The organism is Haloarcula quadrata (genome assembly GCF_003634715.1).
GTDB classification, from domain to species: Archaea; Halobacteriota; Halobacteria; order Halobacteriales; family Haloarculaceae; genus Haloarcula; species Haloarcula marismortui.
This window is the reverse complement of the sequence record NZ_RBWW01000001.1, coordinates 2,368,188-2,390,112: the sequence shown is the minus strand read 5'-3', so window position 1 is coordinate 2,390,112 and position 21,925 is coordinate 2,368,188. Positions and strand designations below refer to the sequence as shown.

Below are 21,925 nucleotides of genomic sequence, written 5' to 3'. Positions count from 1 at the left end.
AGTGGGGCCCGCTATGAGGACCAGACCGCGTCGACGTACGGTTCAAACTCGTCTGTCGCTGACAGCACTTCGAGCACTTCTTCTGGATCTCCGGCCAGTTCGTACCCCGGCCGTCCTTTCCCCGTCGGTGACTGCGTCTGTTCGGTGCGCAACAGCCCCTTGTCGGCGAGTTGGCCCAGCGCCGAGATGACCTTCTGGCGCTCGACGCCGCCGAACGGCTGTCGGTCGACATCCGCGAGATGTGCTTTCGCCGTCTGGGTCACATGATAGGAGTGGACTGGCGTTTCACCGGCCGTTTCGAGTTCTGCAACCGCAAGGAGCACGAACTGTTCGAACGCGTCCGCCGACTCGACCTGATCTCTCATATAGATGACTCTAACGCGGTTGGGGCAAGAAACTATGGGATGCCCCTGTCGGAGCGTCGAGATATGCGCCCTTGCACACGACTCTGCTTACTCCACAGGTCGCTGCCGACTCGCTCCGCTCGGGAGGTAGCGACAGTAGAAATGGGTTCGGGCGGATTTGAACCGCCGGCCTCCTCCATGTCAAGGAGGTGTCATAACCGACCTAGACCACGAACCCTCACTGCGAGGTACACCACATTGTTTCCGGTGGGTATAATTGAAGGTTTCGAATTCCGTATCACCACGTTGTCTGTTGATTGCCCACACATACTCGTCGGCGAGCAGGGGTCCCGATAGGCTTAAGTCAATGTACGGATTTGTACATCACAACACGAAAAAGTCCATTGGTGAATACAATGAAAGAGTATATTGAGCGCGTCACTGACGGTGACGACCTGACACAGGCGGAAGCTCGAGCTGTTGCGACGACTGTTTTCGAGGATGCAACTGAGGCACAAATCGGTGCGCTCCTGACGGCACTGCGGGCAAAGGGGGAGACGGAGGCTGAGATCGCCGGCTTTGCCGAGGGGATGCGCGACGCCGCACGGACCATCCGGCCCGACCGCGAGGGGCTTGTCGACACCTGTGGAACCGGTGGCGACGACTACAACACAATCAACGTCTCGACAACGAGTGCCATTGTCGCCGCCGGGGCTGGCGTCCCCATCGCCAAACACGGCAACTACTCTGTCTCTTCATCTTCGGGGAGCGCCGACGTGCTCGAAGAGGTCGGCGTCGACATCGAGGCCGAACCGCCGGACGTTGAGGAGACGATCGAACGAGACGGCATCGGCTTCATGCTCGCGCCCGTATTCCATCCGGCGATGAAGGCCGTCATCGGCCCGCGACAGGAACTCGGAATGCGGACTGTGTTCAATATTCTCGGCCCGCTGACGAACCCTGCCGACGCGGATGCACAGGTGCTGGGCGTCTACGATCCGGACCTCGTGCCCGTGATGGCTGAGGCACTGGCCCGACTGGACGTTGAGCGGGCGCTGGTCGTCCACGGTGACGGCCTCGACGAGATCGCCATCCACGGCGAGACGGTTGTCGCAGAGGTCACCGACGACCGGATCGCGGAGTACACCATCACCCCAGAGGACATGGGTCTGGAAACCCGCGACATCGAGGCTATCTCCGGAGGATCGCCGGAAGAGAACGCGGCCGACCTTCGCGGCATCGTCACCGGTGACGTCACCGGCGCGAAGCGGGACATCATCCTCGCCAACGCCGGCGCAGCCATCTACGTCGCCGGCGTCGCCGACACGCACGAAGCGGGGGTCGAACAGGCCCGACAGGCCATCGAGTCGGGCGCGGCAGCCGACAAACTCGACGACCTGATCGGGGCATGACGCGCGTGAAGATCTGCGGCGTGACGGACACCGAGGACCGCGATGCTGTCGTTACAGCTGGTGCTGACGCGGTCGGTATCATCCACGGTGTCCCGGTCGATACGCCGCGGGAGGTCGACGAGGGAACGGCTGAAACGATCGCTGATGGCGTCCCGCCGTTCGTGACGAGCGTGCTGGTGATGATGCCGACGACGGTGCAAGAGGCCGTCAGACGTATCGACAGGATCGAGCCCGACGCGGTGCAGGTCCACGACGGCCTCTCGCCGGCGGAACTCGGGGCCCTCAACAACCGAATCACTCAGGACATTGTCGCCGTGGTCGAGGCAGACGCGCCGGCCATCGAGGACTACGCCACCCATGCCGACGCCCTGCTCGTCGATTCGATCGACGCCGACGGCGGTGGCGGCACGGGCGAAACACACGACTGGGAGCGCACGCGCGATCTCGTTGACTCGCTTGACGTGCCTATCGTGCTGGCCGGCGGGCTGACCCCCGAGAACGTGACTGAGGCCGTCGAGACAGTCGAGCCGTTTGCCGTCGACGTGGCGAGCGGCGTGGAGTCCGCTGGCGGCACGAAAGACCACGACGCAGTTGGACGGTTCGTGCGGAACGCAAAGCAAGCGCCGGAGGGCGCAGTATGACTCTCGATATCTCCCGCGAGGAGTTCGTCGAACACGCCAAGGCCGACCGTCCGGTCGTCGTCCGCACCGCTGCGGAACTTGACGTAGACGTGGAGCCACTGACCGCGTACGCGGCCCTGACTGGTCGCACGAGCGACGTGGCCGCCAACGACTACACGTTCCTGCTCGAAAGTGCCGAAAAGGTCGCCTCCAGCGACCCCGACGGCGCGTTCGCGCCGGAGACGGACGACCGCCACGCCCGCTTTTCCTTCGTCGGCTACGACCCGCGCGCCGTCGTCACCGTGACCGGTGACGAGAGCAAGGTCGAGGCGTTCGACGACCGCTACGCCGACCTCGTGACGACCGACGGCGGCGACGTGGTTGATGACCTCCGGGCGGCGATGCCCGATGTGGCACTGCGGAACTTCCCGGCGATGGACCGCCAGCACCTCGAAGGCGGCCTCGTGGGCTTTCTCTCGTACGACGCCGTCTACGACCTCTGGCTCGACGAGGTCGGCCTCGACCGCCCGGACTCGCGGTTCCCGGACGCGCAGTTCGTCCTCACCACGTCGACCGTCCGGTTCGACCACGTCGAGGACACTGTTTCGCTCGTGTTCACGCCTGTTGTCAGGCAAGGCGAGGACGCCGGCGAGCGCTACGACGAACTGGTCGCCGAAGCTGAACGGGTCGAGGCCGTGCTCTCGGACCTGTCACCGCTTGAGACCGGCGGTTTCCGCCGCGAGGACGAAGTCGCCGGCCCCAGAGACGAGTACGAGGACGCCGTCGAACGCGCAAAGGAGTACGTCCTCTCGGGCGACATCTATCAGGGCGTTATCTCCCGAACCCGAGAGCTGTACGGCGACGTTGACCCGCTGGGCTTCTACGAGGCCCTCCGGGCGGTGAACCCCTCACCGTATATGTACCTGCTGGGCTACGATGACCTGACCATCGTCGGCGCGAGTCCGGAGACGCTCGTCTCCGTCGCCGGCGACCACGTCGTCTCGAATCCTATCGCGGGGACGTGCCCGCGCGGGAACTCTCCGGTTGAGGACCGCCGCCTCGCCGGTGAGATGCTCGCCGACGGCAAGGAGCGGGCCGAACACACGATGCTCGTCGACCTCGCGCGCAACGACGTGCGCCGCGTCGCCGAGGCCGGTAGCGTCCGCGTCCCGGAGTTCATGAACGTCCTCAAGTACAGCCACGTCCAGCACATCGAATCCACGGTGACGGGCCGACTCGCCGCGGACAGGGACGCCTTCGACGCCGCCCGCGCGACGTTCCCGGCGGGGACGCTCTCGGGCGCACCGAAGATCCGCGCGATGGAGATCATCGACGAACTCGAACGCTCGCCGCGGGGTCCCTACGGCGGCGGCGTCGGCTACTTCGACTGGGACGGCGACACCGATTTCGCCATCGTCATCCGCTCGGCGACGGTCGAGGACGAGGGTGACCGGGACCGCATCACCGTTCAGGCCGGGGCCGGCATCGTCGCGGATTCGGACCCCGGAAGCGAATACATCGAGACTGAGCAGAAGATGGACGGCGTGTTGACGGCGCTTGAGGAAATCGAAGGGGAACCGGTCGACGTGGCAGAGCGCGCTGTAGGCCACGAGGAGGTGACCCGATGAGCACAGCACAGCCCGCTGGTGCGGACGCCGTCAGGGACGACCTCCGGGTGCTATTCGTCGACAACTTCGACTCGTTCACGTACAACCTCGTCGAGTACGTCTCCGAGCACGCCGAGACTGAAGTCGTCCGGAACACGGCATCGCTCGACGATGTCGAGGCGTTCGACCCCGACGCGATTATCCTTTCGCCGGGCCCGGGCCATCCGAAGAACGAACGCGATGTCGGGGTCACGCTGGATGTCCTCCGTGAGGTCAGTCCTGACGTGCCGACACTCGGTGTCTGTCTCGGCCTCGAATCGGCGGTGTACGCCTACGGCGGCACCATCGGTCGCGCGCCGGAGCCGATTCACGGCAAGGCGTTCCCCATCGACCACGACGGAAAGGGCGTTTTTGCAGGGCTGGAACAGGGGTTCCAGGGCGGACGCTATCACTCACTTATCGCCGACGACGTTCCTGAGGAGTTCGTCGTCAGCGCGACAACAGAGACCGAAGACAGCACGGAACTGGTGATGGGCGTCCGCCATCGTGAGCACCCCATCGAAGCCGTTCAGTTCCATCCGGAGTCGGTCCTGACCGCAGTCGGTCACGACGTGATCCGGAACTTCCTCGCCGGGCTCTAGATGACTTGAAAGCCCAGTATTCCGAGTATCCAGAGGACGGCGACGGCGATGATAGCGATGATGACGAGTCGCCACGCCACCTTCATCACGAGCCGACCGACCAGCAGGACCACGGCGATAGCCAGCAAGCCGACGAGTAACGCTGGCAGTGACGGAAGCGATCCGAACTGGAGGAGTGGCAACATACTATAGAGAGGAATGGCCACGAGGAAATACTTCGTGGCCAGCAAGAGAGACTGTCCCGGCGTGGGGTTGGCGACCCGCTCCGGGTCACACCGCCAAAGATTCAAACGGTCAGCTATGCTACCGACTACCATGAGCGTAGCCGGACTGTGTGAAATCTGTGAGCGCCCCGACGTGGACCACACTTGCGACAGGTGCGGGCGACTCGTCTGTGACCGCCACTGGGACAAGGACATCGGGATGTGCGTCGAGTGCGGTGGGGAGGTCGGCCAGCCGGGCGACCGGAAGTCACCGGAGAACATGCCCGACGGCGTGGACACGTACCGGTTCTAAGCTATCGGAACTTGTTCAGTCGCTGTTTGAGCTGTTTTGCCGACTGTCCGGCAGCTTTGAAGAACGCGTCGCCAGAATCGTCGCGCCGCGTGGCGGCGTCCTCGCCGGCGAAGATGATACCGCGCGAGGAGTTGACCAGACCGACGCCATCGGCGAGGCCGTGCTCGACAGCGGCCTCGGCGTCGCCGCCCTGCGCGCCGACGCCGGGAACGAGAAACGGGATGTCCGGGACCAGTTCGCGGATCTCTTCGAGTTCATCGGGGTTGGTCGCGCCGACGACAAGACCGACGTTCCCGTTGCCGTTCCAGAGGTCCGCGAGGTGGACCACGCGCTCGTACAGTTTCTCACCGGAGGCCAGTTCGAGGTCCTGGAGGTCCTCGCCGCCGGGGTTCGACGTGCGCCCGAGGACGAACACACCCCTGTCCGCGCGCTGGAGGAACGGCTCCAATGAGTCGCGGCCGAGAAAGGGGTTGACCGTGATGGCGTCGGCGGCAGGCCCTTCATCCTCGTCGAGAATCTGGGCGTACTGCCGTGCGGTGTTGCCGATGTCACCCCGCTTGGCGTCCAGCAGGACGGGCACGTTCTTCCCGTGTGCGTAGGCGATTGTTTCTTCGAGGGCGCGCCAGCCGTCGGGGTCCTCGTAGAAGGCGGCGTTTGGCTTGTAGCAGGCGGCGTGTTCGTGGGTCGCGTCGATAATTCGCCGGTTGAACTGCCAGCGCGGGAGGTCGGCGTCCAGCACGCTGTCGGGCAGGCGGGCAGGGTCCGGGTCGAGGCCGACCGACACCACGCTGTCGGCGGTCGCGATGCGGTCCGCGAGACGGTCGAAGAAGTGCATAGATACCGCAGCGGCTGGCAGCGATACAAGCGTTTCCTTCTCGTATCGTGGCCTGCTTCGGTGGAATCAGATTTGATATTTTCTCCCCCTGTCTATTTTACACCGTAGGCAAAAGCCCGCGTATGGATCGCTTCATGGATGTCGGCCACGTGGCCGAGACCCTCCCAGACCTGAGCGAAGCCCTGAACGACCCACGGCTACGGCAGTTCGGGCTCGTTGGTGGTGTCGTGCTCGTAGCCGTTGGCGCGTTTCTGTCGCTTGCGCCAGCGTCCGGGCAGTGGCTGTTCTGGTCGTATGCCGTCGCCGCGACGCTGGTGTTTCTCGGTGTCCCGCTGCTGTGTCTTGGCCTCGCTGCTCCCGACCCGGAGCCCGGGTCGCTGTTCCACCTCGGTATCGAACTGACGACGACACAGCGCCGGGCCGTCGCGCTTGGCTCGCTCTGTATCACCGTGACCCCGATTGTCCTCGCTGTCGGAACGCCGCTCGGTCTCCCGTCACTTGTGCTTGCTATCGCTGCCGCGACGTCCATACTCGGTTCCGTGCTCGTCCTCACCGGCTTCGTGGCGTGGACGTCCGCGGCTATTGCTGAGCCGAGCCGTCACTGATTCTAGGTAGTTCAGCTGGAGTGCAGTCGTGTCCTCACATCAAAAAAAGCCGTGCTACCCCGAGAGAGACCGCTCCAGCATGTCGACTGCAGTTTTTACCGCCGCGCCGCTGTGAACAACAACGGTTGTCCCGTCGACAGTGATATCATCACGCTCTGGCGCAGTCACGGGTGCCTGCTCTAGGACCAGTCGGGCCGTCTCCGGCGTTACCTCGACGACCGCAACCTCGGTGCCGTCGGCTGTCACGCGGTAGGCAAAGGCACCCGCCGGTGTCGGTTCCACGTCCCTGTCGGCATCGACGACAGAAACACCTGAGAGCGGCCCGCGCTGGAGGCCGGTCAGTTCCGAGGCAAGTAACTGCCCGATCCGTCGACCGTCAGAAATGCTGTCTTTGACCATTAGAGCTCCTCCCGGACATCCGCGGCGATGGCTTCGACATCGACGCCCTCACTGCGCGCATACACCACGGCTGCGGCCTCCAGTGTCACACCGATATCAGACTGAAGCGCGTTGATTCCGGCGACGGCGGTCTGTTTCTCGATGCCAGCCTCGATAACAGCGTCGAGTACCCGCTCGAACGTCGACCGTGACTGCAGGATCTCCTCGCCCGGTGTAAACCCGTCCGGAATCGCGGTGTGTGTCGCGTCGAAGGCGACAACGAGGTCGTCGTCGTCCCGCTCGACTAAGCCCTCGCTCACGGCCACGTCGACCAGTGTCTTGGCCTGGTCGGGCGAGAACCAGTTCCGGTCTAGCGAGAGTGCAACGACGAACTCACTTTCCGCCATCCGGTCGGTTCCACGCTGGCGGAACGGCGCGGCGACGGCCGTCTTCAGACTCATCATCAGAGTAACCTGCCGGCGTGGGGGTAACGATTACGATGGCGCGTCGGCATCGAACGGTTCAAGTAGCCGCTGGGTCTTCCTTCCCGTATGAAAGACCAGGGACGCTCCCCTCGCAAGCGGACAGGCGGCCGACGACGACCGAACCACAAGAAGAAGAAACACGAGCTCGGTAAGGACACCGTCGAGACGCAGGTCGGCGAGCAGCGACTGAAGACCGTCGACTCTCGCGGCAACACGCAGAAGGTCCGTGCGGTCAAGACCGACGTTGCGAGCATCGCCGACGGTGCGGAGACCATCGAAGCGACCATCGAAAACGTCGTCGAGAACCCGTCGAACCCGAACTACGCTCGGCGAAACATCATCACCAAAGGCGCAATCCTCGAGACCTCCGAGGGACAGGCCCGCGTGACCTCCCGCCCCGGACAGCACGGTCAGGTCAACGCCGTGCTGGTCGAGTAATCCGGCACGCAATCAGCTTTTTCAGCTGTTCACGAATTTGGAGCGACAGCGTCGGCTATGGCCGTGGGGCGGCCTTCTGGAGGGCGCTTTCGGCGATATTGCCGCCGTAGTCGGCGGTTCGGGACAGCGAGTCGACCACGCGGCCAAGCAACTGTGCGCTCTGTGGGTCTAGCTCTCTGACCTTTCCATCGACCTCGCGGGCGGTTTCGTCGACTTCGGGAATACGAGAGCGAGCCTCGTTTGCCAGTTCGACGGCCTCGTCGTTGTCGTCAGCTAACAGCGCATCCATCGCGGTTTCGGGGACAGCAATGGCCTCAGTCTCCAGTTGATCGAGAAGGTCAGCAGTCTCGCCGGTGATTTCACCGATCTCCTGAGAGAGGCTGGCAATCTTGGTCGCGTGGTCAGCGATACGCTCCAGCTGACGGGCGCTGGACTGGTAATCGAACACTGTCTCACGTGGGAAGCCGATCTCGTTGGCAGCCGTCGGATTGCGAAGGACGGTTCGGAACACTCGGGAGACCATGTACCAGAGGCGGTCCACGTCGTCGTCGCGCTGTATCACGTCCGCCGCAAGGTCATTGTCATCCTCGATGAGCGCCTCGACGGCGTCTGAGAGCATCGTCAACGAGACCAGCCGCATACGTGTAATAGCATTAAGCACGGACAGTTCCGACGAATCGAGCAGGTCCTGCAGGACGACCCGGTCGGCCGTCTCCTCGATCATCTCTAGACCGACCAGTCCCTGTGTCGCATCGCGGATGATACGCCGCTGTTCGGCCGTTATCCGGGCGGCTTCCAGTCGGATGATATCGAAGCCGCTAACGTACATCGTCATCACCGCCCGCGTGAGTTCGTGCCTGTTTTCGAGGCCAGTCACGTCCAGCGTTCCCTCGACGTGGTCGTCGCCGTGCTGTGGTGAGACCAGTAGCAGGTCGTCTTCGGCATAAAACTCGACGACACTGCCGCTTTCGACGCCGTTCTCTGTTGCCCACTCCTTCGGTAACGAGACAGTATACGTGGACCCGCCCGTCAGCTGTACTTTGCGCGTCTCCATAGTACTTTGAATACGCGCTGCAGATTTATAAAATATACTGAAACTATATATCAACGGTCAAAACTCTGACTTGCGCTGTCATGGAATCACGACACGTGATGCGGGCGCTAAGCCAAGTGGTCTGCTAACAACATCATCCCGATGAATTGTTGCCTTGATCGGGGCTCAATCGGCTTTAGACAGCTTTTACGTCGTTTTTGCGGTGTAAGACGGTAGCGCCACATAATAGTATATAGTAATATATAGTGTTTATACCTGAATATAGGGCTAATAGTAGGGTACTTATCCGCTCTTCATCTCCAATCTGATGATGACAGATTCACCGAGCGGTGGTATCTCTCGCCGTCGTTTTTTAACAAGTTCTGGTGCAATCGGGACACTGGCGCTGGCTGGCTGTGTCCAGAATACGAACAGTGGCGACGGCAGTGGCTCCGATGGCAGTGGGTCTGACGGTAGCGGTTCCGACGGGCTCTCGGGGCAGGTCATTATCAAGGGCAGCAGTACCGTGTTCCCCATCTCCGACGCGATGGCCGAGGAGTTCATGGCGGAGCATGGAAACGTCAACGTCACCGTCGACTCCACGGGGAGCGGCGGCGGTTTCGAGAACTGGTTCTGTCCCGGGGACTCCGATATTAACGGGGCCTCCCGTCCTATCACGGACGCCGAGATAGAGCAGTGTTCTGGCAACAATGTCGAGCCAGTTGAGTTCGAGATCGCGGGCGACGCTCTGACTGTCGCGGTCAACAACGATGCCGACTGGGTCGACTGCCTGACCTTCGACGAACTGCGCCAGATATGGAGCGATGAATCGGATGTCACGAACTGGTCAGACGTGCGTGACGAGTGGCCCGACATGGAGATCGAACGCTACGGCCCGGCGTCGACCTCTGGGACGTTTGACTACTTCAACGAGAACGTCGTCGGTGAGGACACCGAACACACGACTGAGTACCAGCCGACCGAGGAGGACGAGACTATTGTCCAGGGAATTCGTGACAACGAGGGCGGCATCGGATACTTCGGGTTCGCGTACTACAACTCAAACTCCGAAGCGGTGAAAGCCGTCGAAGTCAAGGCCGAGGAGGACGGCGAATGCACCGCCCCGAGCCTGGCAAACGCCACGGACGGCTCGTACCCGCTGGCCCGGCCGCTGTTCATCTATGCGTCCGAGTCATCCCTGCAGAACGAGGCGGTCTACGAGTTCATTCGGTTCTACCTCGAACAGGCCGAAACCGATATGATTCAGGAGATCGGGTACGTGCCTTCGAGCGCCGAACAGCGCGATGAAAACCTCGAAAAGCTGGACGAGGTTGCTGGCTAACACAGTATAGAGTCGGCTTACTCACATGAGCACATTATTGGAGACAACACAATGAGCACCGAGACGCCCGGGCCGGATATTACGTCCAGACCGAGCGGACGCGCAGCACGCGAGCGGATGTATCGATACGTCCTGCTCCTGTGTGCTGCCGCGTCGATTCTCGTCACCGTCAGCATCGTCGTGTTGCTCGCACGCGACGCGGTCACGTTCTTTACGCTGGTGAACCCGGTCGACTTCTTCACCGGAACGGAGTTTCTCATCAGTCGGAACGTCTATGGGTTGCTCCCGCTGTTGAGCGGCACACTGCTGGTGACGGTAATCTCTGCCGTCATCGCGCTCCCGACGGGCGTCGCGGCCGCGATCTACCTCAGCGAGTACGCCAGCGACCAGATGCGCTCGGTTCTGAAACCGGGGCTGGAAATCTTGGCTGGTATCCCGACGGTCGTCTACGGTATCTTTGCGCTCGTATACGTGACGCCGTTCCTCCAGACCATCGGGCTCCCGGTCAACACGTTCAATATCCTCAGCGCCTCCATCATGGTCGGCATCATGATTATCCCGATGGTCTCCAGTCTGAGCGAGGACGCGATGAGCGCCGTCCCAGACTCACTACGACAGGCCGGCTACGGGATGGGCGCGACGAAATTCGAGGTGACCACCGGCGTCGTCGTCCCCGCGGCGGCCTCGGGCATCTTCTCCTCGTTCATTCTCGCCCTGTCGCGGGCTATCGGCGAGACGATGATCGTCGTTGTCGCGGCCGGCAGTCGGCCACGGATGCTGAACCTCTCGGACCCACTGGCAAACCTCTTTCAGGGGTACCAGCCGATGACGGCAGCGATGGTCCAGATCAACAGCGCCGACAGCGTCAGTCAACTGGGCTTTACCAGTCTCTTCGCTATCGGCCTGACGCTGTTTGTCATCACGTTCCTGTTGAACCTGTTGAGCAACCGAATCGCGGCGCGCTACCGGGAGGAGTACGAATGAACACTGGGGGACTGAACTGATGGCAACACGAAAACCTGAAACAGGCTGGCACGGGGAGAACAGCGATGTCAACCATCTGCGTGGGCGTGCCTTCGAGGCGACCTGTCTCGCGGCGACCGCGTTCGGACTCGTCTCTGTCCTGATTCTCCTGCTGTTCGTCGCCAACGACGCGTTCCGGCCCTTTTCCGCCGACGCGGGCTGGCTGGCGACCTACGCCGCCACCGTGGTGGTGCCGCTGGCCGCACTGGCTGTCTACTACTATCGACTCGACGAACCGGCCGGCGAGGTTGCCTATGTCACCAGCGGACTCCCGGTCGTTGGACTTCTGCTTACCGGCGGATTTGCGGTGCTGTTCATCGAACTTATTTCCGTGCTTGGGTGGTTCGCCCTTCTCATTTCGCTGGCCGTGGCCGCCGGTCTGATTGTCGCCCACGGCCGACTGCGACCGAAGGCGGCGCTCGAACGGCTTGGTGTCGTGTTCCTCGCTCCGGTCATCACCGTGTTCGGTCTGCCACCTATCTGGTTCAATTCGTTCGTTACCGACGCTGCCGCGGCGCTCGGTCTCGATTTCGGGCTGTACTACCGCGTGATCAGCCTCCGGGAGGCGATCATGATGCTCCCGTTCGTGCCCACAGACTGGGTCATGTTGCTCCTGACGCTCGTGCTTCCAATCGCTGGTGCCGCAGGCTGGTTCGTCGAACAGCGACGCGAGTCGCGGCGTGACGGTCTGGCCGTCGTCGGGATGACGACGGCGGTCGCGGTGTTGGGCCCCGTCGCTGGGCCGCTACTCGGGATCGGGACTGAGGTGTGGCTACTTCTGGTCACCTTCGCCGCGCTCCCGCTTGGGGTCTACGTCGAAGGCGTGATTCGCCGTGGCGAGGGCGTCCGCGGACTCGCCTTCCCGGTCGTCGCCGTGCTGGGTGTGGCCGCTGGGGCCGTCGCCACCAGTGCGCTCGGGTTTGCCGGACCGAACCCATGGCTCGACTGGGGCTTCCTGACGAGCGCGACCTCACGGACCGCTGCTGATGCCGGTATCTACCCTTCGATGGTCGGCTCAGTGATGATGATTATCGTGATTGTGCTCACTACCTTCCCGGTCGGCGTCGGGGCGGCGATCTATCTTGAGGAGTACGCCCCCTCGCAGGGACTGATGGGGAAGTTCGTCACGCTCATCGAGATCAACATCGGAAACCTCGCCGGCGTCCCGTCGGTCGTATACGGCCTGCTCGGACTGGCGCTTTTCATCCGGGTTCTCCAGTGGCCCCAGGGGTCCGTCATCGTCGCCGGCCTCGCAGTCGGCCTGTTGATACTCCCTATCGTGATCATCTCCGCGCAGGAGGCGATCCGGTCTGTCCCCGACTCGTTCCGGCAGGCGTCCTATGGAATGGGTGCCACCCGCTGGCAGACGATCCGACAGGTCGTCCTTCCCGAAGCCCTGCCGGGCATTCTGACCGGAACGATACTGGCGCTGGGTCGGGCTATCGGCGAGACGGCCCCACTGCTGATGATTGGGGCGGCGGCGTCGGTCCGGCTCGCGCCGAACAGCTTCTTCGATGTGGCGAGTATGATGCCCCGCCAGATCTTCTCGTGGTCGTCGGAACTGGACCCGGCGTTCCGCCACGGCGTGCTGGCGGCCGGCGTGATTACACTGCTTGCAGTGTTGCTGGTGATGAACGCGACAGCGATTGTCATCCGGAACCGGTATCAGCGAACAGGATAATTCATGACAGAGAACGAGATGACGAGCAACGACAGTACCGAGCCCACACCGACCACTGAAACGGCCGCGTCGTCACCCGACCCGTCCGGCGACCCTCTCATCGAACAGTCGATCGACGTGGAGGGAACCGACTCGACCGCGGCCGAGACGGGGAAACCAGTCATCGAATCCAGTGACCTGAACGTGTTCTACGGCGAGACGCAAGCGCTCCAGAGCATCGATCTGGCCATCCCTGAAAAACAGGTGACCGCCATGATCGGCCCCTCCGGCTGTGGCAAGTCCACGTTCCTGCGGTGTATCAACCGCATGAACGACCTCATCGACGCGGCACGGGTCGAAGGGGACCTCCACTTCGAGGGGAAAAACGTCTACGACGCTGACGTGGACCCGGTGGCGCTGCGGCGACGCATTGGAATGGTGTTCCAGCACCCGAACCCCTTCCCCAAGAGTATCTACGACAACGTCGCCTACGGCCTCCGGATTCAGGACCAGACGGAGAACATCGACGAGAAAGTCGAGACGGCACTCAAGCGCGCCGCACTGTGGGACGAAGTCAAAGACCAACTGGACAAGAGCGCACTCGACCTCTCAGGTGGTCAGCAACAGCGGCTCTGCATCGCCCGCGCTATTGCCGTCGACCCAGACGTGATTCTGATGGACGAGCCGGCGTCGGCGCTTGACCCGATCGCCACCTCGAAGATCGAGGACCTCATCGAGGAGTTGGCAGAGGAGTTCACGGTCGTCATCGTCACCCACAATATGCAGCAGGCGGCTCGCATCTCCGACAAGACGGCTGTCTTCCTCACTGGCGGCGAACTCGTCGAGTTCGACGATACTGACAAGATTTTCGAGAACCCCGAGAGCCAGCGCGTCGAGGACTACATCACCGGCAAGTTCGGATAACCGCCATCAGTCGCCCTTCGCTGTCGCCACTCACCGCTCCAGCGTCGCTTCGGTGTCAATGCCGTACACCGCCTTCGGTGTCTCGACGTGTGCTGTTCTGACCGCGTCTTCGTCCCCGTTTTCGAGGAGCCAGCGGACGCGCCGCGGCACGGTCTTCGGGCCAAGTACTGCGCCGGGGCGGTCCGGGTCGTCGATGTAATCGGTCTCCATCAGGAACGGGTCGTCGGTCTCGACCGCGATTTCCAGTTCGTCCTTATCTGCAAGTACCGATTTGACCGGGCCGCGGAGTCGGCCCCCGGAGTAGTGTTTGACGACCTGCGTGCGGTCAAGGCCACGGTCTTCGGCCCAGCGAGCGACTGCTTCGAAGTCTTCGCCGCCCTCGGTGTGGAGCTGTATCGCACAGCCCACATCGGCGGCGCGTTCGAACCCGTGGCACATCACTTCGTTCGAAGCCTCCCAGACGGCGTCGTCCACGTCGTAGTGCGGGCGGCCGGACTTCATCGCGAGCGCATCGCCGTTATCGACGTACTCCGCCGCCACGTCGAGGCCGGTCTGCATGATATCTCGCGCTTCCGGCGGCGTGTAGCCGTCGTCGACGAGCTTCGAAATTAGTGCCGGGTGGACGCCGAGGACGGGCCAGGCGCGCCCGTCCAGCACCTCGGTTGCTGTGGCGGCGGCCTCGACAGTCAGGTCGAACACTTCCCGGAAGATCGCCTCGTCAGTGGCCTTCTCGACAAGATGCCAGGACGGCTTGTTGAGCACCAGCAGGTGTGTTCCGCCCTGGGACGCGAACTCCTCGGCTGCCGCGACGTTCCGGCCGTTGACCGGGTCGAGATGGAGGTGGTTATCCAGTACCGGCGTGTCGTCGATGTCCATACGTGCTCAATAGCACTGGCCGAAAAAACAGTTGGCGTCCTGGGCGTCGGAGATTAGAGCGTCACTGCGTCTTCAGCCGCGTTGCGTAACGCATCGGAGCGGCCGTACTCCCCCGGCGCGATGGCGACCGTCTTGACCCCTTCCCGTGCGGCCACTTCCAGCGCCGGCTTGAAATCCGTATCCCGCGAGGCGACGGCCAGCACGTCTATCTGTCCAGCAACGGCGGCGTCTGTCGCGTCAACAGCGAGTCGGACATCAACGTCACCGCTGGTTGTTCGAACCTCGAACCCGCGGGCTTCAGCGGCCTGAATGAGTCCGGGCGAGGCGTTCTGGTCGACGTAGAGACGGGTGACTGCCAGCGGGCCGTACTCAGCTGCGATATCTCGGACCTCGTCTAAATCGACGTCGAATTCAGACCTGAGCACATTTGGGCCATCGACGAACAGTCCGACGCGCTGGGGCGAGTCTTTGTCCTCGAATATCCGACGGAGCAGCTTCATGCGCCTCTTTCCCCGCCCGGCCCGCTTATGCGTGCCGCTTCGATCCGTAAACCGCCTCCCGCTATATAGAATGACACGGCACAAAACTTAGGATGATTCCTCCCACACACTACGGACACATTTGCATGCGGAGTCGGCCAGCAATAAGTGTGTATAAAGTGACACATGAGTAAAGAATCTCTTCACGATCAAGACGTGCTAAACGGGCTTTGTGAGATAATTTCAGACCCGGCTATCGTCCTAGACGCCGACGGCGTCTTTGTCGATGTTATCCACAACGCCCACAACGGGGCATTATTTTTCAAAGATCCGGAAACACTGCTGGGAACAGATCTCTGGGATATTTTCTCTACAGCACAGGCTGACCAGTTCTACGCGATTATCGAGGATGTTCTGGAAACAGGTGAACAGCAGCACTTCGAGTACCAGCTATCGCTTGATCATGGGGATCGACACTTTGAGGCTCGCGTCACGCCGGTCGGCAGTGACAACGTAGGGCGCGTGCTATGGCTGGCGGAGGATATCACACAGCGCAAGCGGCGGCGAGAAAAGCAGGCCCTCATTGAGCGGGTCTTCGAGGTCAGTCCGGTCGGCATCGTCGTCGTAGAACGATCTGGAAGAATTTCGCTGGCTAACGATCGTGCCGAGGAGCTACTCGGTCTTGAACGCGAGAAAATCACTCGAAGACGATACGACCAGCCGGAGTGGAACATATACTACAAAGACGGGACGGAAATCCCCGATTCGGAACACCCGGTTACGCAGGTACTCGAATCGGGTGAACCGGTGTTTGGGTTCGAGCACTGGATAGAACTCGAGGATGGGAGCGAGCGGTGGCTTTCAAGCAATGCCGCGCCGATACTGGGCGACGATGGGACTGTCGAACGCGTCGTCGTTGGGCTGGACGACGCAACGAGATTGAAACAGCGGGAGGAACAACTGGAGTGGCTCGTCGGGACCGAAACCCTGGCCGACGTTGGCGGGTGGGAGCTCGATCTGGAGACGGGTCTGATAGAGGGAACTGCCGGCATGAAGCGCCTCTACGGAACGCCAGAGTACAATCCGACGCTTGAAGAGGCTATCAAACAGTACCATCCCAACGATAGAGCGGCCGTTCGCGACGCTATCGAGACCTGTCGTGAAACCGGCGAACCGATGGAACTAGAGGCGCGCCGTCAGACCGCTGACGAAACCGAGCGCTGGTTCCGACTCCGGGCCGAAAAGACGGTTCGCGACGGGACGCCGAAACTGCGAGGCATCGTTCGCGACATCACGCAGGACAAGGAGCGAGAGCAGCGGCTCATGGTCATGAGTCGGATTCTCCGGCACAACATCCGAAACAAGCTGACCGTGATACGGGGTAATTCAAGACTCCTCAAAGAAGAACTCGGCTCGTCCGATTTCTCTGTTGACGCCGCTAGCGGACACATCGACAGAATCGAAAACGCCTCGAAAGAACTTGATTCGCTGGCCGAGCGAGCACGGACGTTCGACCGGGCCATCGAGCGCGACCTCCGGAATGGGACACTCCACCTCGAGCAGACTCTCGTTGATATCCGGGACGACCTCACAGAACAACATTCCGGGGCAACCATTGAGGTAGCGCCGACTGACGCGGAGGTGTCAGGCGACAGGATGGCTATCGACCTGATACTGGAGATTCTTGTCGAGAACGCGCTGGAATACAGTGATCTGCCCGACCCGACAGTCAAGCTTACGGCCGAAGAGACGCCGATGGGTCAGGTGACAGTCAGCGTCGATACCGATGGGTCCGCTATCCCCGATATGGAACGCAACGTCTTGGATTCGGAGACGGAGGGGCCAGTGGCACACAGCCGTGGGCTCGGATTGTGGGCGGTTACGTGGCTTGTCCGACGCCTTGGCGGGTCTGTAACGATCGACGAAGACCACGACGGCGAAACACGGGTCGAGCTCGTGTTCCCGCTGGCGCAAAGCGAGTAACGAAGGCCGACGGCGTATTTTCGGTCCCAGTCTTGTTGCCCCATCTACCGCAGTAAGCGATTTGATATCGTCGTATATAATTTATGAGACGCCAGCAAGCGGTGGAGGGCCAAACGGTAAGACCACGGGGGACGAGAGGTCCGCGTATGACACTGCGGTCACCACCGCTCTCTGCGATTCACGAGCGAGCAGACGCTTCGTTCACCGATTTCGGCGGGTGGGAGATGCCGGTCGAGTTCGAGTCGATCCGCATAGAACACGAGGCAGTTCGGAGCGAAGCCGGGAAGTTCGACGTTTCGCACATGGGACAGATAACCGTGGCCGGGCCGGACGCGGCGACGCTGACACAGCGGCTGACCACCAACGACGTGACCGTGCTGGACCCGGGCGAGGCCCAGTACGGGGCCATCACAGATGAGGACGGGATTATGCTGGACGACACCGTTGTCTACCGACTGCCGGAAGGCGCGGCCGATGAGTTCCTGTTTATCCCGAACGCCGGGCACGACGGAGAGATGACCGAGCGGTGGCTCTCTGAGCGAGATGAGCGTGGGCTTGACGCGACGGTGACGAACCGGACAGAGGAGTACGCGATGATTGCCGTCCAAGGGCCTGACGCGCCGGACCTGCTGTCGGCCGAGACAGATGTCTCGCTCACTGCCCTGTCTCGGTTCGAGGTGGCTGCCGGGGCTGTCGCCGGCGTGGACTCGCTAATCGCCCGGACGGGCTACACTGGCGAACCGGGCTTTGAAATCCTCTGTCCGCCCGACGACGCCGGGGTGGTCTGGGACGCACTGGAGTGTCAACCCTGTGGGCTCGGCGCGCGCGACACCCTCCGCTTGGAAATGGGCTTTCTGCTCTCCGGCCAGGAGTTCCATCCGGTTGACGAGCCCAGAACGCCCTACGAGGCCGGTATCGGCTGGACAGTTAAGCTCGATACGGAGTTCGTCGGTCGGGACGCACTGGAGGGCGTCGCCGCGGACGGTCCCGAAGAGAAGCTCATCGGCATCGAGCTTGTCGACCGCGGCGTCCCGCGCCATGGGTACGACGTGACAACGCCGGACGGGGAGCCGATCGGCCACATCACCAGCGGAACGATGAGTCCGACACTGGGAGCACCGATTGCCCTCGCCTACGTCCCGTCGGCGTACGCTGAACCGGACAACTCCGTCCGCGTCGTCGTCCGCGGTGAACCGAAGAAAGCACGTACCAGGAGCACGCCATTCCTCGATAGATGAGCTTCGACGTTCCCGACGACCTGCGATATCTGGAGTCACACGAATGGGTACGCGTCGCCGGTGACACCGCCGAGGTCGGCATCACGGCGTTCGCACAGGACGAACTCGGCGACGTGGTGTTCGTCGAACTGCCCGATGAAGGCACGGAGCTGACTGCGGGCGAGGACTTCGGCGTGGTGGAGTCTATCAAGGCTGTGTCCGACGTGTACGCCCCCGTCTCCGGCACCGTCACAGCAGTCAACGACCGACTCCGCGACGAGCCGGAATTGCTGAACGAGGACCCGTTCGGCGACGGCTGGATGCTCATTGTCGAGGTTGACGACAAGAGCGAAACCGACGACCTGCTTTCGCCCGACGCGTACCGCGATCAAATCGAGTAACCCCCGGTAGCAGCGGTCCCTTGCAGGGGGTGAAAGGAGTAACCTAATGTGGACACGGTCGCTAGCTGTCGATATCATGTCACCCCGGCGCTACTGGGTGGTTCTCAAATGAGTAACAGTAACTCACATGCGACAGGCAGTCCGTACGCACCGCAGACGGCCGCAGAAACCGCGGCGATGCTCGATGTTGTCGGAGCCGACGACCTCGAGTCGCTGTTCGACGTTCCCGAGTCCGTGGCCTTCGACGGCGAGTTCGGCATCGACGCCCGGAGCGAGCGGGCGACGCGCCGGGAAGTCGCTGGCCTTCTGAGCCGCAACGCCGACCTGACTGAGTTTCTCGGCCGCGGCCACTATGACCATTACGTCCCGAGCGTCGTTGACGACCTCGCCGGCCGCTCGGAGTTCCTGACCTCCTACACGCAGTACCAGCCCGAGGTCGCACAGGGATTCCTGCAGGCCCTCTTTGAGTTCCAGTCGATGCTGGTGGAACTCACAGGACTGGACGTTGCCAACTGCTCGATGTACGACGACGCGACGGCGCTGGGCGAGGCGGCGACGCTCTCCCAGCGCGTCCGTTCGGTCTCGGGCGACCGGATTCTGGTTCCTGAACACCTCCGGGAGGGCAAACGCGCCGTCCTGTCGAACTATGCCGAGGGACCAGACCTCACGGTCGAGTCCTACCCGATGACCGACGGCGTCGCCGACGTGCCGGCGCTGGCCGACGGGATCGGCGACGACACCGCGATGGTGTACGCCGAGTCGCCGACAGTCCGTGGCGTTATCGAAGAACGGCTCGGCGCAATCGGTGACCTTGCCCACGACCATGACGCGCTGTTCTGTCTCGGCTCGGATCCGATCGCGCTGTCCCTGCTGGAGCGCCCAGCCGATGTCGGAGCCGACGTGGTCGTCGGCGACGCCGCGTCGCTGGGGACTGGTACCGCCTACGGCTTCGGGCTGGGGATGTTCGTCACCCGCGAGGAGTATCTGCGGCAGGTCCCCGGTCGGCTGGTCGGGGCCAGCGAAGACGCAGCCGACCGTCGCGCGTACACGCTGACACTCCAGACGCGGGAGCAGCACATCCGCAAGGAACGGGCCACTTCGAACATCTGTACGAATCAGGCGTGGGTTGCGCTCCGGACCGCGATGCACGCCGCGTGGCTCGGTCCGGACGGGCTGGTCGATCTTGCTGAAGACTGCGTCACCCGCGCTCGTGACTTGGCCGACCGCCTCGACGATATTATCGGGGTGACGGCCCCGATTCACGGCCGCCACCACTTCCGGGAGTTCCTCGCACACACGGACCAGCCCGCAAGCGCCATCGTTGCCGACCTCGCAGCCGATGGCTTCGCGGTCCACGCGGTCGACGACCACCTGGTGCAGGTGTGTGTGACCGAGACCACTACTGATGCCACAGACGAGTTCGTGGCGGCGTTCCGGGAGGTGGCGAAATGACACTCGCCTCGCGCTACTCGGCGAAACACCGTGGGACAAACCACGTCCCGCGAGCTTCACGCTCGACACGGGGGTGTCTCTTCGCCTCGCGCTACTCGGCGAAACACCGTGGGACAAACCGCGTCCCACGAGCTTCACGCTCGACACGGGGGTGTCTCGCGTGAAATACGATCAAGCGCGCTGGACCGACGACAGCGACGACCTGTACGAGCCGCTGCTCTCGGAGAAGACGAGCAAGACAGTTGACATCGAGGATTCGCCGCTGCCAGATGATCTGACGCGGGACAGCCTCTCACTACCGGACCCGGCCGAGCCTGAACTGGCCCGGCACTATACGCGCCTCTCGCACATGAACTACGGCGTCGAGAGCGGGCCGTTCCCGCTCGGCTCGTGTACGATGAAGTACAACCCCTCCTTCACCGAGGACGTGGCTGCACGGGCGGACGCCGCCATCCACCCTGGCCGACCCGATTCGACGGTACAGGGGACGCTGGCGCTGTGTCACCGGCTTCAGGACTATCTGGGCCGCATCGGCGGCATGGACGCCGTAACGCTACAGCCGCCGGCCGGCGCGGCCGGTGAGTTCACCGGCATCCAGATCGCGAAGGCCTACCACGAACACAACGACGACGAGCGCTCGGAGGTCGTCATCCCGGACTCGGCGCACGGCACGAACTTCGCGACGGCGGCGATGGCTGGCTACGAGGTCGTGGAGCTACCGAGCGGTGACGACGGCCGCGTCGACATCGAGGCGCTGGAGGCGGCCGTCGGCGACGACACTGCCGCGCTGATGCTCACGAACCCCAACACGCTTGGGCTGTTCGAGCGCGATATCGAGCACGTCGCCGACATCGTCCACGACGCCGGCGGCCTGCTGTACTACGACGGCGCGAACCTCAACGCCTTGCTTGGGCGCGCTCGCCCCGGCGACATGGGCTTCGACGTGATGCACTACAACGTCCACAAGACGTTCGCGACACCCCACGGCGGCGGTGGCCCCGGTGCCGGCCCGGTCGGCGTCCGCGAGGAACTGGCCCAGTTCCTCCCGAACCCACACGTCAGGGAACGTGGTGGCAACTACGAACACTACGAGCCGGCGAACTCGATCGGGAAGGTGCATGGCTTCTACGGCAACTGGCCGGTATTGCTCAAGACCTTTGCGTACATCGCCAGATTGGGCGACGAAGGCCTCCGAGACGCCAGCGCGAAGGCCGTGCTGAACGCGAACTACCTCGCTGAGCAGATAGAGTACGAGGTGCCATTTGGCCCGTTCCATCACGAGTTCGTCGCCAGCGCGGGCGAGCAGGACGCTGCTGACGCGGCCAAGCGGATGCTCGATTACGGCGTCCATCCGCCGACGACGAAGTGGCCCGAAATCGTCGACGAGGCGTTGATGACCGAGCCCACGGAAGGAGAAACCAAGCGCTCGCTGGACCAGCTCGCGGCCGCGTTCAACGCCGTGGCTGGTGATTCGGACGCCGAACTGGCCGATGCGCCGTCGCGTCCGGCGGCGAAACGCATCGATCAGGTGACCGCGGCCCGGAACCCACAGCTCTCCTGGCAGGCGCTTGACGACACGTAGCCGCTCGTTTCGACATTTGATACTCTCGCCAGAGCGTATATGCCACCCCGTCGTATAGCAATTACAACGGAA

General features: G+C 62.7%; 24 protein-coding genes and 1 tRNA gene. 16 read left to right on the top strand and 9 right to left on the bottom strand.

Annotated elements, in window-relative coordinates:
- Positions 1-11: 11 nt before the first annotated feature.
- Positions 12-365 carry a Cdc6/Cdc18 family protein gene (locus BDK61_RS12210; RefSeq protein ID WP_007190763.1) on the bottom strand — a complete coding sequence of 118 codons (354 nt, stop codon included), beginning with the start codon at positions 363-365 and terminating at the stop codon, positions 12-14.
- Between the two features lie 142 nt (positions 366-507).
- Positions 508-582 (bottom strand) — tRNA-Val (locus BDK61_RS12205).
- Positions 583-760: 178 nt separating this feature from the next.
- Here BDK61_RS12205 and trpD point away from each other — a divergent pair.
- Genes trpD through trpG form a run of 4 tightly spaced genes read left to right on the top strand, consistent with a single transcriptional unit; the run spans position 761 to position 4,624 of the window.
- Positions 761-1,756, top strand: a complete 996-nt coding sequence (trpD, locus tag BDK61_RS12200) for an anthranilate phosphoribosyltransferase (protein WP_004957230.1) — start codon at positions 761-763, stop codon at positions 1,754-1,756.
- Positions 1,753-2,397, top strand: coding sequence for a phosphoribosylanthranilate isomerase (locus BDK61_RS12195; RefSeq protein WP_121303343.1), 645 nt, complete (start codon positions 1,753-1,755; stop codon positions 2,395-2,397). The genes trpD and BDK61_RS12195 overlap by 4 nt, the downstream gene beginning before the upstream one ends.
- Entirely contained in the window at positions 2,394-4,004 is a 1,611-nt protein-coding gene (gene trpE, locus BDK61_RS12190) for an anthranilate synthase component I (RefSeq protein ID WP_121303342.1), read from the top strand. Before BDK61_RS12195 ends, trpE begins: the two co-directional genes overlap by 4 nt.
- Positions 4,001-4,624 carry an anthranilate synthase component II gene (gene trpG, locus BDK61_RS12185; RefSeq protein ID WP_121303341.1) on the top strand — a complete coding sequence of 208 codons (624 nt, stop codon included), beginning with the start codon at positions 4,001-4,003 and terminating at the stop codon, positions 4,622-4,624. The genes trpE and trpG overlap by 4 nt, the downstream gene beginning before the upstream one ends.
- On the opposite strand, the gene BDK61_RS12180 is transcribed toward trpG, so the two are convergent.
- Entirely contained in the window at positions 4,621-4,809 is a 189-nt protein-coding gene (locus BDK61_RS12180; RefSeq protein ID WP_121303937.1) for a hypothetical protein, read from the bottom strand. The two genes, trpG and BDK61_RS12180, sit on opposite strands and share 4 nt — an antisense overlap.
- A 130-nt stretch (positions 4,810-4,939) precedes the next feature.
- Here BDK61_RS12180 and BDK61_RS12175 point away from each other — a divergent pair, with 130 nt between their 5' ends.
- Positions 4,940-5,140: a hypothetical protein gene (locus tag BDK61_RS12175; RefSeq protein WP_049938884.1), complete on the top strand. Its 201-nt coding sequence runs from the start codon at positions 4,940-4,942 to the stop codon at positions 5,138-5,140.
- A 1-nt stretch (position 5,141) separates the two neighbouring features.
- Here BDK61_RS12175 and pyrF read toward each other — a convergent pair whose 3' ends face one another.
- On the bottom strand, positions 5,142-5,975 hold the full coding sequence (pyrF, locus tag BDK61_RS12170; RefSeq protein WP_121303340.1) for an orotidine-5'-phosphate decarboxylase: 834 nt from the start codon (positions 5,973-5,975) through the stop codon (positions 5,142-5,144).
- 122 nt (positions 5,976-6,097) lie between these two features.
- Here pyrF and BDK61_RS12165 point away from each other — a divergent pair, with 122 nt between their 5' ends.
- Complete coding sequence (locus BDK61_RS12165; protein WP_121303339.1) at positions 6,098-6,580, top strand: hypothetical protein; 483 nt, start codon at positions 6,098-6,100, stop codon at positions 6,578-6,580.
- A 54-nt stretch (positions 6,581-6,634) separates the two neighbouring features.
- On the opposite strand, the gene BDK61_RS12160 is transcribed toward BDK61_RS12165, so the two are convergent.
- Complete coding sequence (locus tag BDK61_RS12160; RefSeq protein ID WP_004957209.1) at positions 6,635-6,979, bottom strand: hypothetical protein; 345 nt, start codon at positions 6,977-6,979, stop codon at positions 6,635-6,637.
- Complete coding sequence (locus tag BDK61_RS12155; protein ID WP_121303936.1) at positions 6,979-7,419, bottom strand: DUF2240 family protein; 441 nt, start codon at positions 7,417-7,419, stop codon at positions 6,979-6,981. The genes BDK61_RS12160 and BDK61_RS12155 overlap by 1 nt, the downstream gene beginning before the upstream one ends.
- A gap of 90 nt (positions 7,420-7,509) precedes the next feature.
- Here BDK61_RS12155 and BDK61_RS12150 point away from each other — a divergent pair, with 90 nt between their 5' ends.
- Positions 7,510-7,881 (top strand): 30S ribosomal protein S8e, encoded by a 372-nt coding sequence (locus tag BDK61_RS12150; RefSeq protein ID WP_004957203.1) that lies wholly within the window; start codon positions 7,510-7,512, stop codon positions 7,879-7,881.
- A gap of 55 nt (positions 7,882-7,936) precedes the next feature.
- Here BDK61_RS12150 and BDK61_RS12145 read toward each other — a convergent pair whose 3' ends face one another.
- Entirely contained in the window at positions 7,937-8,935 is a 999-nt protein-coding gene (locus tag BDK61_RS12145; protein WP_004957198.1) for a phosphate uptake regulator PhoU, read from the bottom strand.
- Positions 8,936-9,245: 310 nt separating this feature from the next.
- On the opposite strand from BDK61_RS12145, the gene BDK61_RS12140 reads away from it, so the two are divergent.
- From BDK61_RS12140 to pstB, 4 genes are read left to right on the top strand one after another with little or no spacing between them, the layout of a single operon-like run.
- Positions 9,246-10,256, top strand: coding sequence for a PstS family phosphate ABC transporter substrate-binding protein (locus BDK61_RS12140; RefSeq protein WP_121303338.1), 1,011 nt, complete (start codon positions 9,246-9,248; stop codon positions 10,254-10,256).
- 51 nt (positions 10,257-10,307) lie between these two features.
- Positions 10,308-11,240: a phosphate ABC transporter permease subunit PstC gene (pstC, locus tag BDK61_RS12135; RefSeq protein ID WP_004957192.1), complete on the top strand. Its 933-nt coding sequence runs from the start codon at positions 10,308-10,310 to the stop codon at positions 11,238-11,240.
- A gap of 19 nt (positions 11,241-11,259) precedes the next feature.
- On the top strand, positions 11,260-12,960 hold the full coding sequence (pstA, locus tag BDK61_RS12130; protein ID WP_007190773.1) for a phosphate ABC transporter permease PstA: 1,701 nt from the start codon (positions 11,260-11,262) through the stop codon (positions 12,958-12,960).
- Positions 12,961-12,963: 3 nt separating this feature from the next.
- Complete coding sequence (gene pstB, locus BDK61_RS12125; protein ID WP_004957189.1) at positions 12,964-13,863, top strand: phosphate ABC transporter ATP-binding protein PstB; 900 nt, start codon at positions 12,964-12,966, stop codon at positions 13,861-13,863.
- A gap of 30 nt (positions 13,864-13,893) precedes the next feature.
- Here the strand turns inward: pstB and BDK61_RS12120 are convergent, their stop codons facing one another.
- Together BDK61_RS12120 and BDK61_RS12115 are read right to left on the bottom strand one after the other, a co-directional pair.
- On the bottom strand, positions 13,894-14,739 hold the full coding sequence (locus BDK61_RS12120) for a TatD family hydrolase (RefSeq protein ID WP_004957187.1): 846 nt from the start codon (positions 14,737-14,739) through the stop codon (positions 13,894-13,896).
- Positions 14,740-14,792: 53 nt separating this feature from the next.
- Positions 14,793-15,239, bottom strand: coding sequence for an NYN domain-containing protein (locus BDK61_RS12115; protein WP_004957185.1), 447 nt, complete (start codon positions 15,237-15,239; stop codon positions 14,793-14,795).
- A 165-nt stretch (positions 15,240-15,404) separates the two neighbouring features.
- Between BDK61_RS12115 and BDK61_RS12110 the strand changes: the two genes are divergently transcribed.
- From BDK61_RS12110 to gcvPB, 5 genes are all read left to right on the top strand, one after another.
- The gene (locus BDK61_RS12110; RefSeq protein WP_121303337.1) at positions 15,405-17,201 is read left to right on the top strand and encodes a sensor histidine kinase; all 1,797 of its coding nucleotides are present in this window, start codon (positions 15,405-15,407) and stop codon (positions 17,199-17,201) included.
- A 146-nt stretch (positions 17,202-17,347) separates the two neighbouring features.
- Positions 17,348-18,439 (top strand): glycine cleavage system aminomethyltransferase GcvT, encoded by a 1,092-nt coding sequence (gene gcvT, locus BDK61_RS12105; RefSeq protein ID WP_121303336.1) that lies wholly within the window; start codon positions 17,348-17,350, stop codon positions 18,437-18,439.
- A complete protein-coding gene (gene gcvH, locus BDK61_RS12100) occupies positions 18,436-18,819 on the top strand; it encodes a glycine cleavage system protein GcvH (RefSeq protein ID WP_121303335.1) in 384 nt (127 codons plus the stop codon). Before gcvT ends, gcvH begins: the two co-directional genes overlap by 4 nt.
- A gap of 108 nt (positions 18,820-18,927) precedes the next feature.
- The gene (gcvPA, locus tag BDK61_RS12095; RefSeq protein ID WP_121303334.1) at positions 18,928-20,271 is read left to right on the top strand and encodes an aminomethyl-transferring glycine dehydrogenase subunit GcvPA; all 1,344 of its coding nucleotides are present in this window, start codon (positions 18,928-18,930) and stop codon (positions 20,269-20,271) included.
- A gap of 160 nt (positions 20,272-20,431) precedes the next feature.
- Positions 20,432-21,853, top strand: coding sequence for an aminomethyl-transferring glycine dehydrogenase subunit GcvPB (gene gcvPB / locus BDK61_RS12090; protein WP_121303935.1), 1,422 nt, complete (start codon positions 20,432-20,434; stop codon positions 21,851-21,853).
- Positions 21,854-21,925 lie beyond the last annotated feature (72 nt).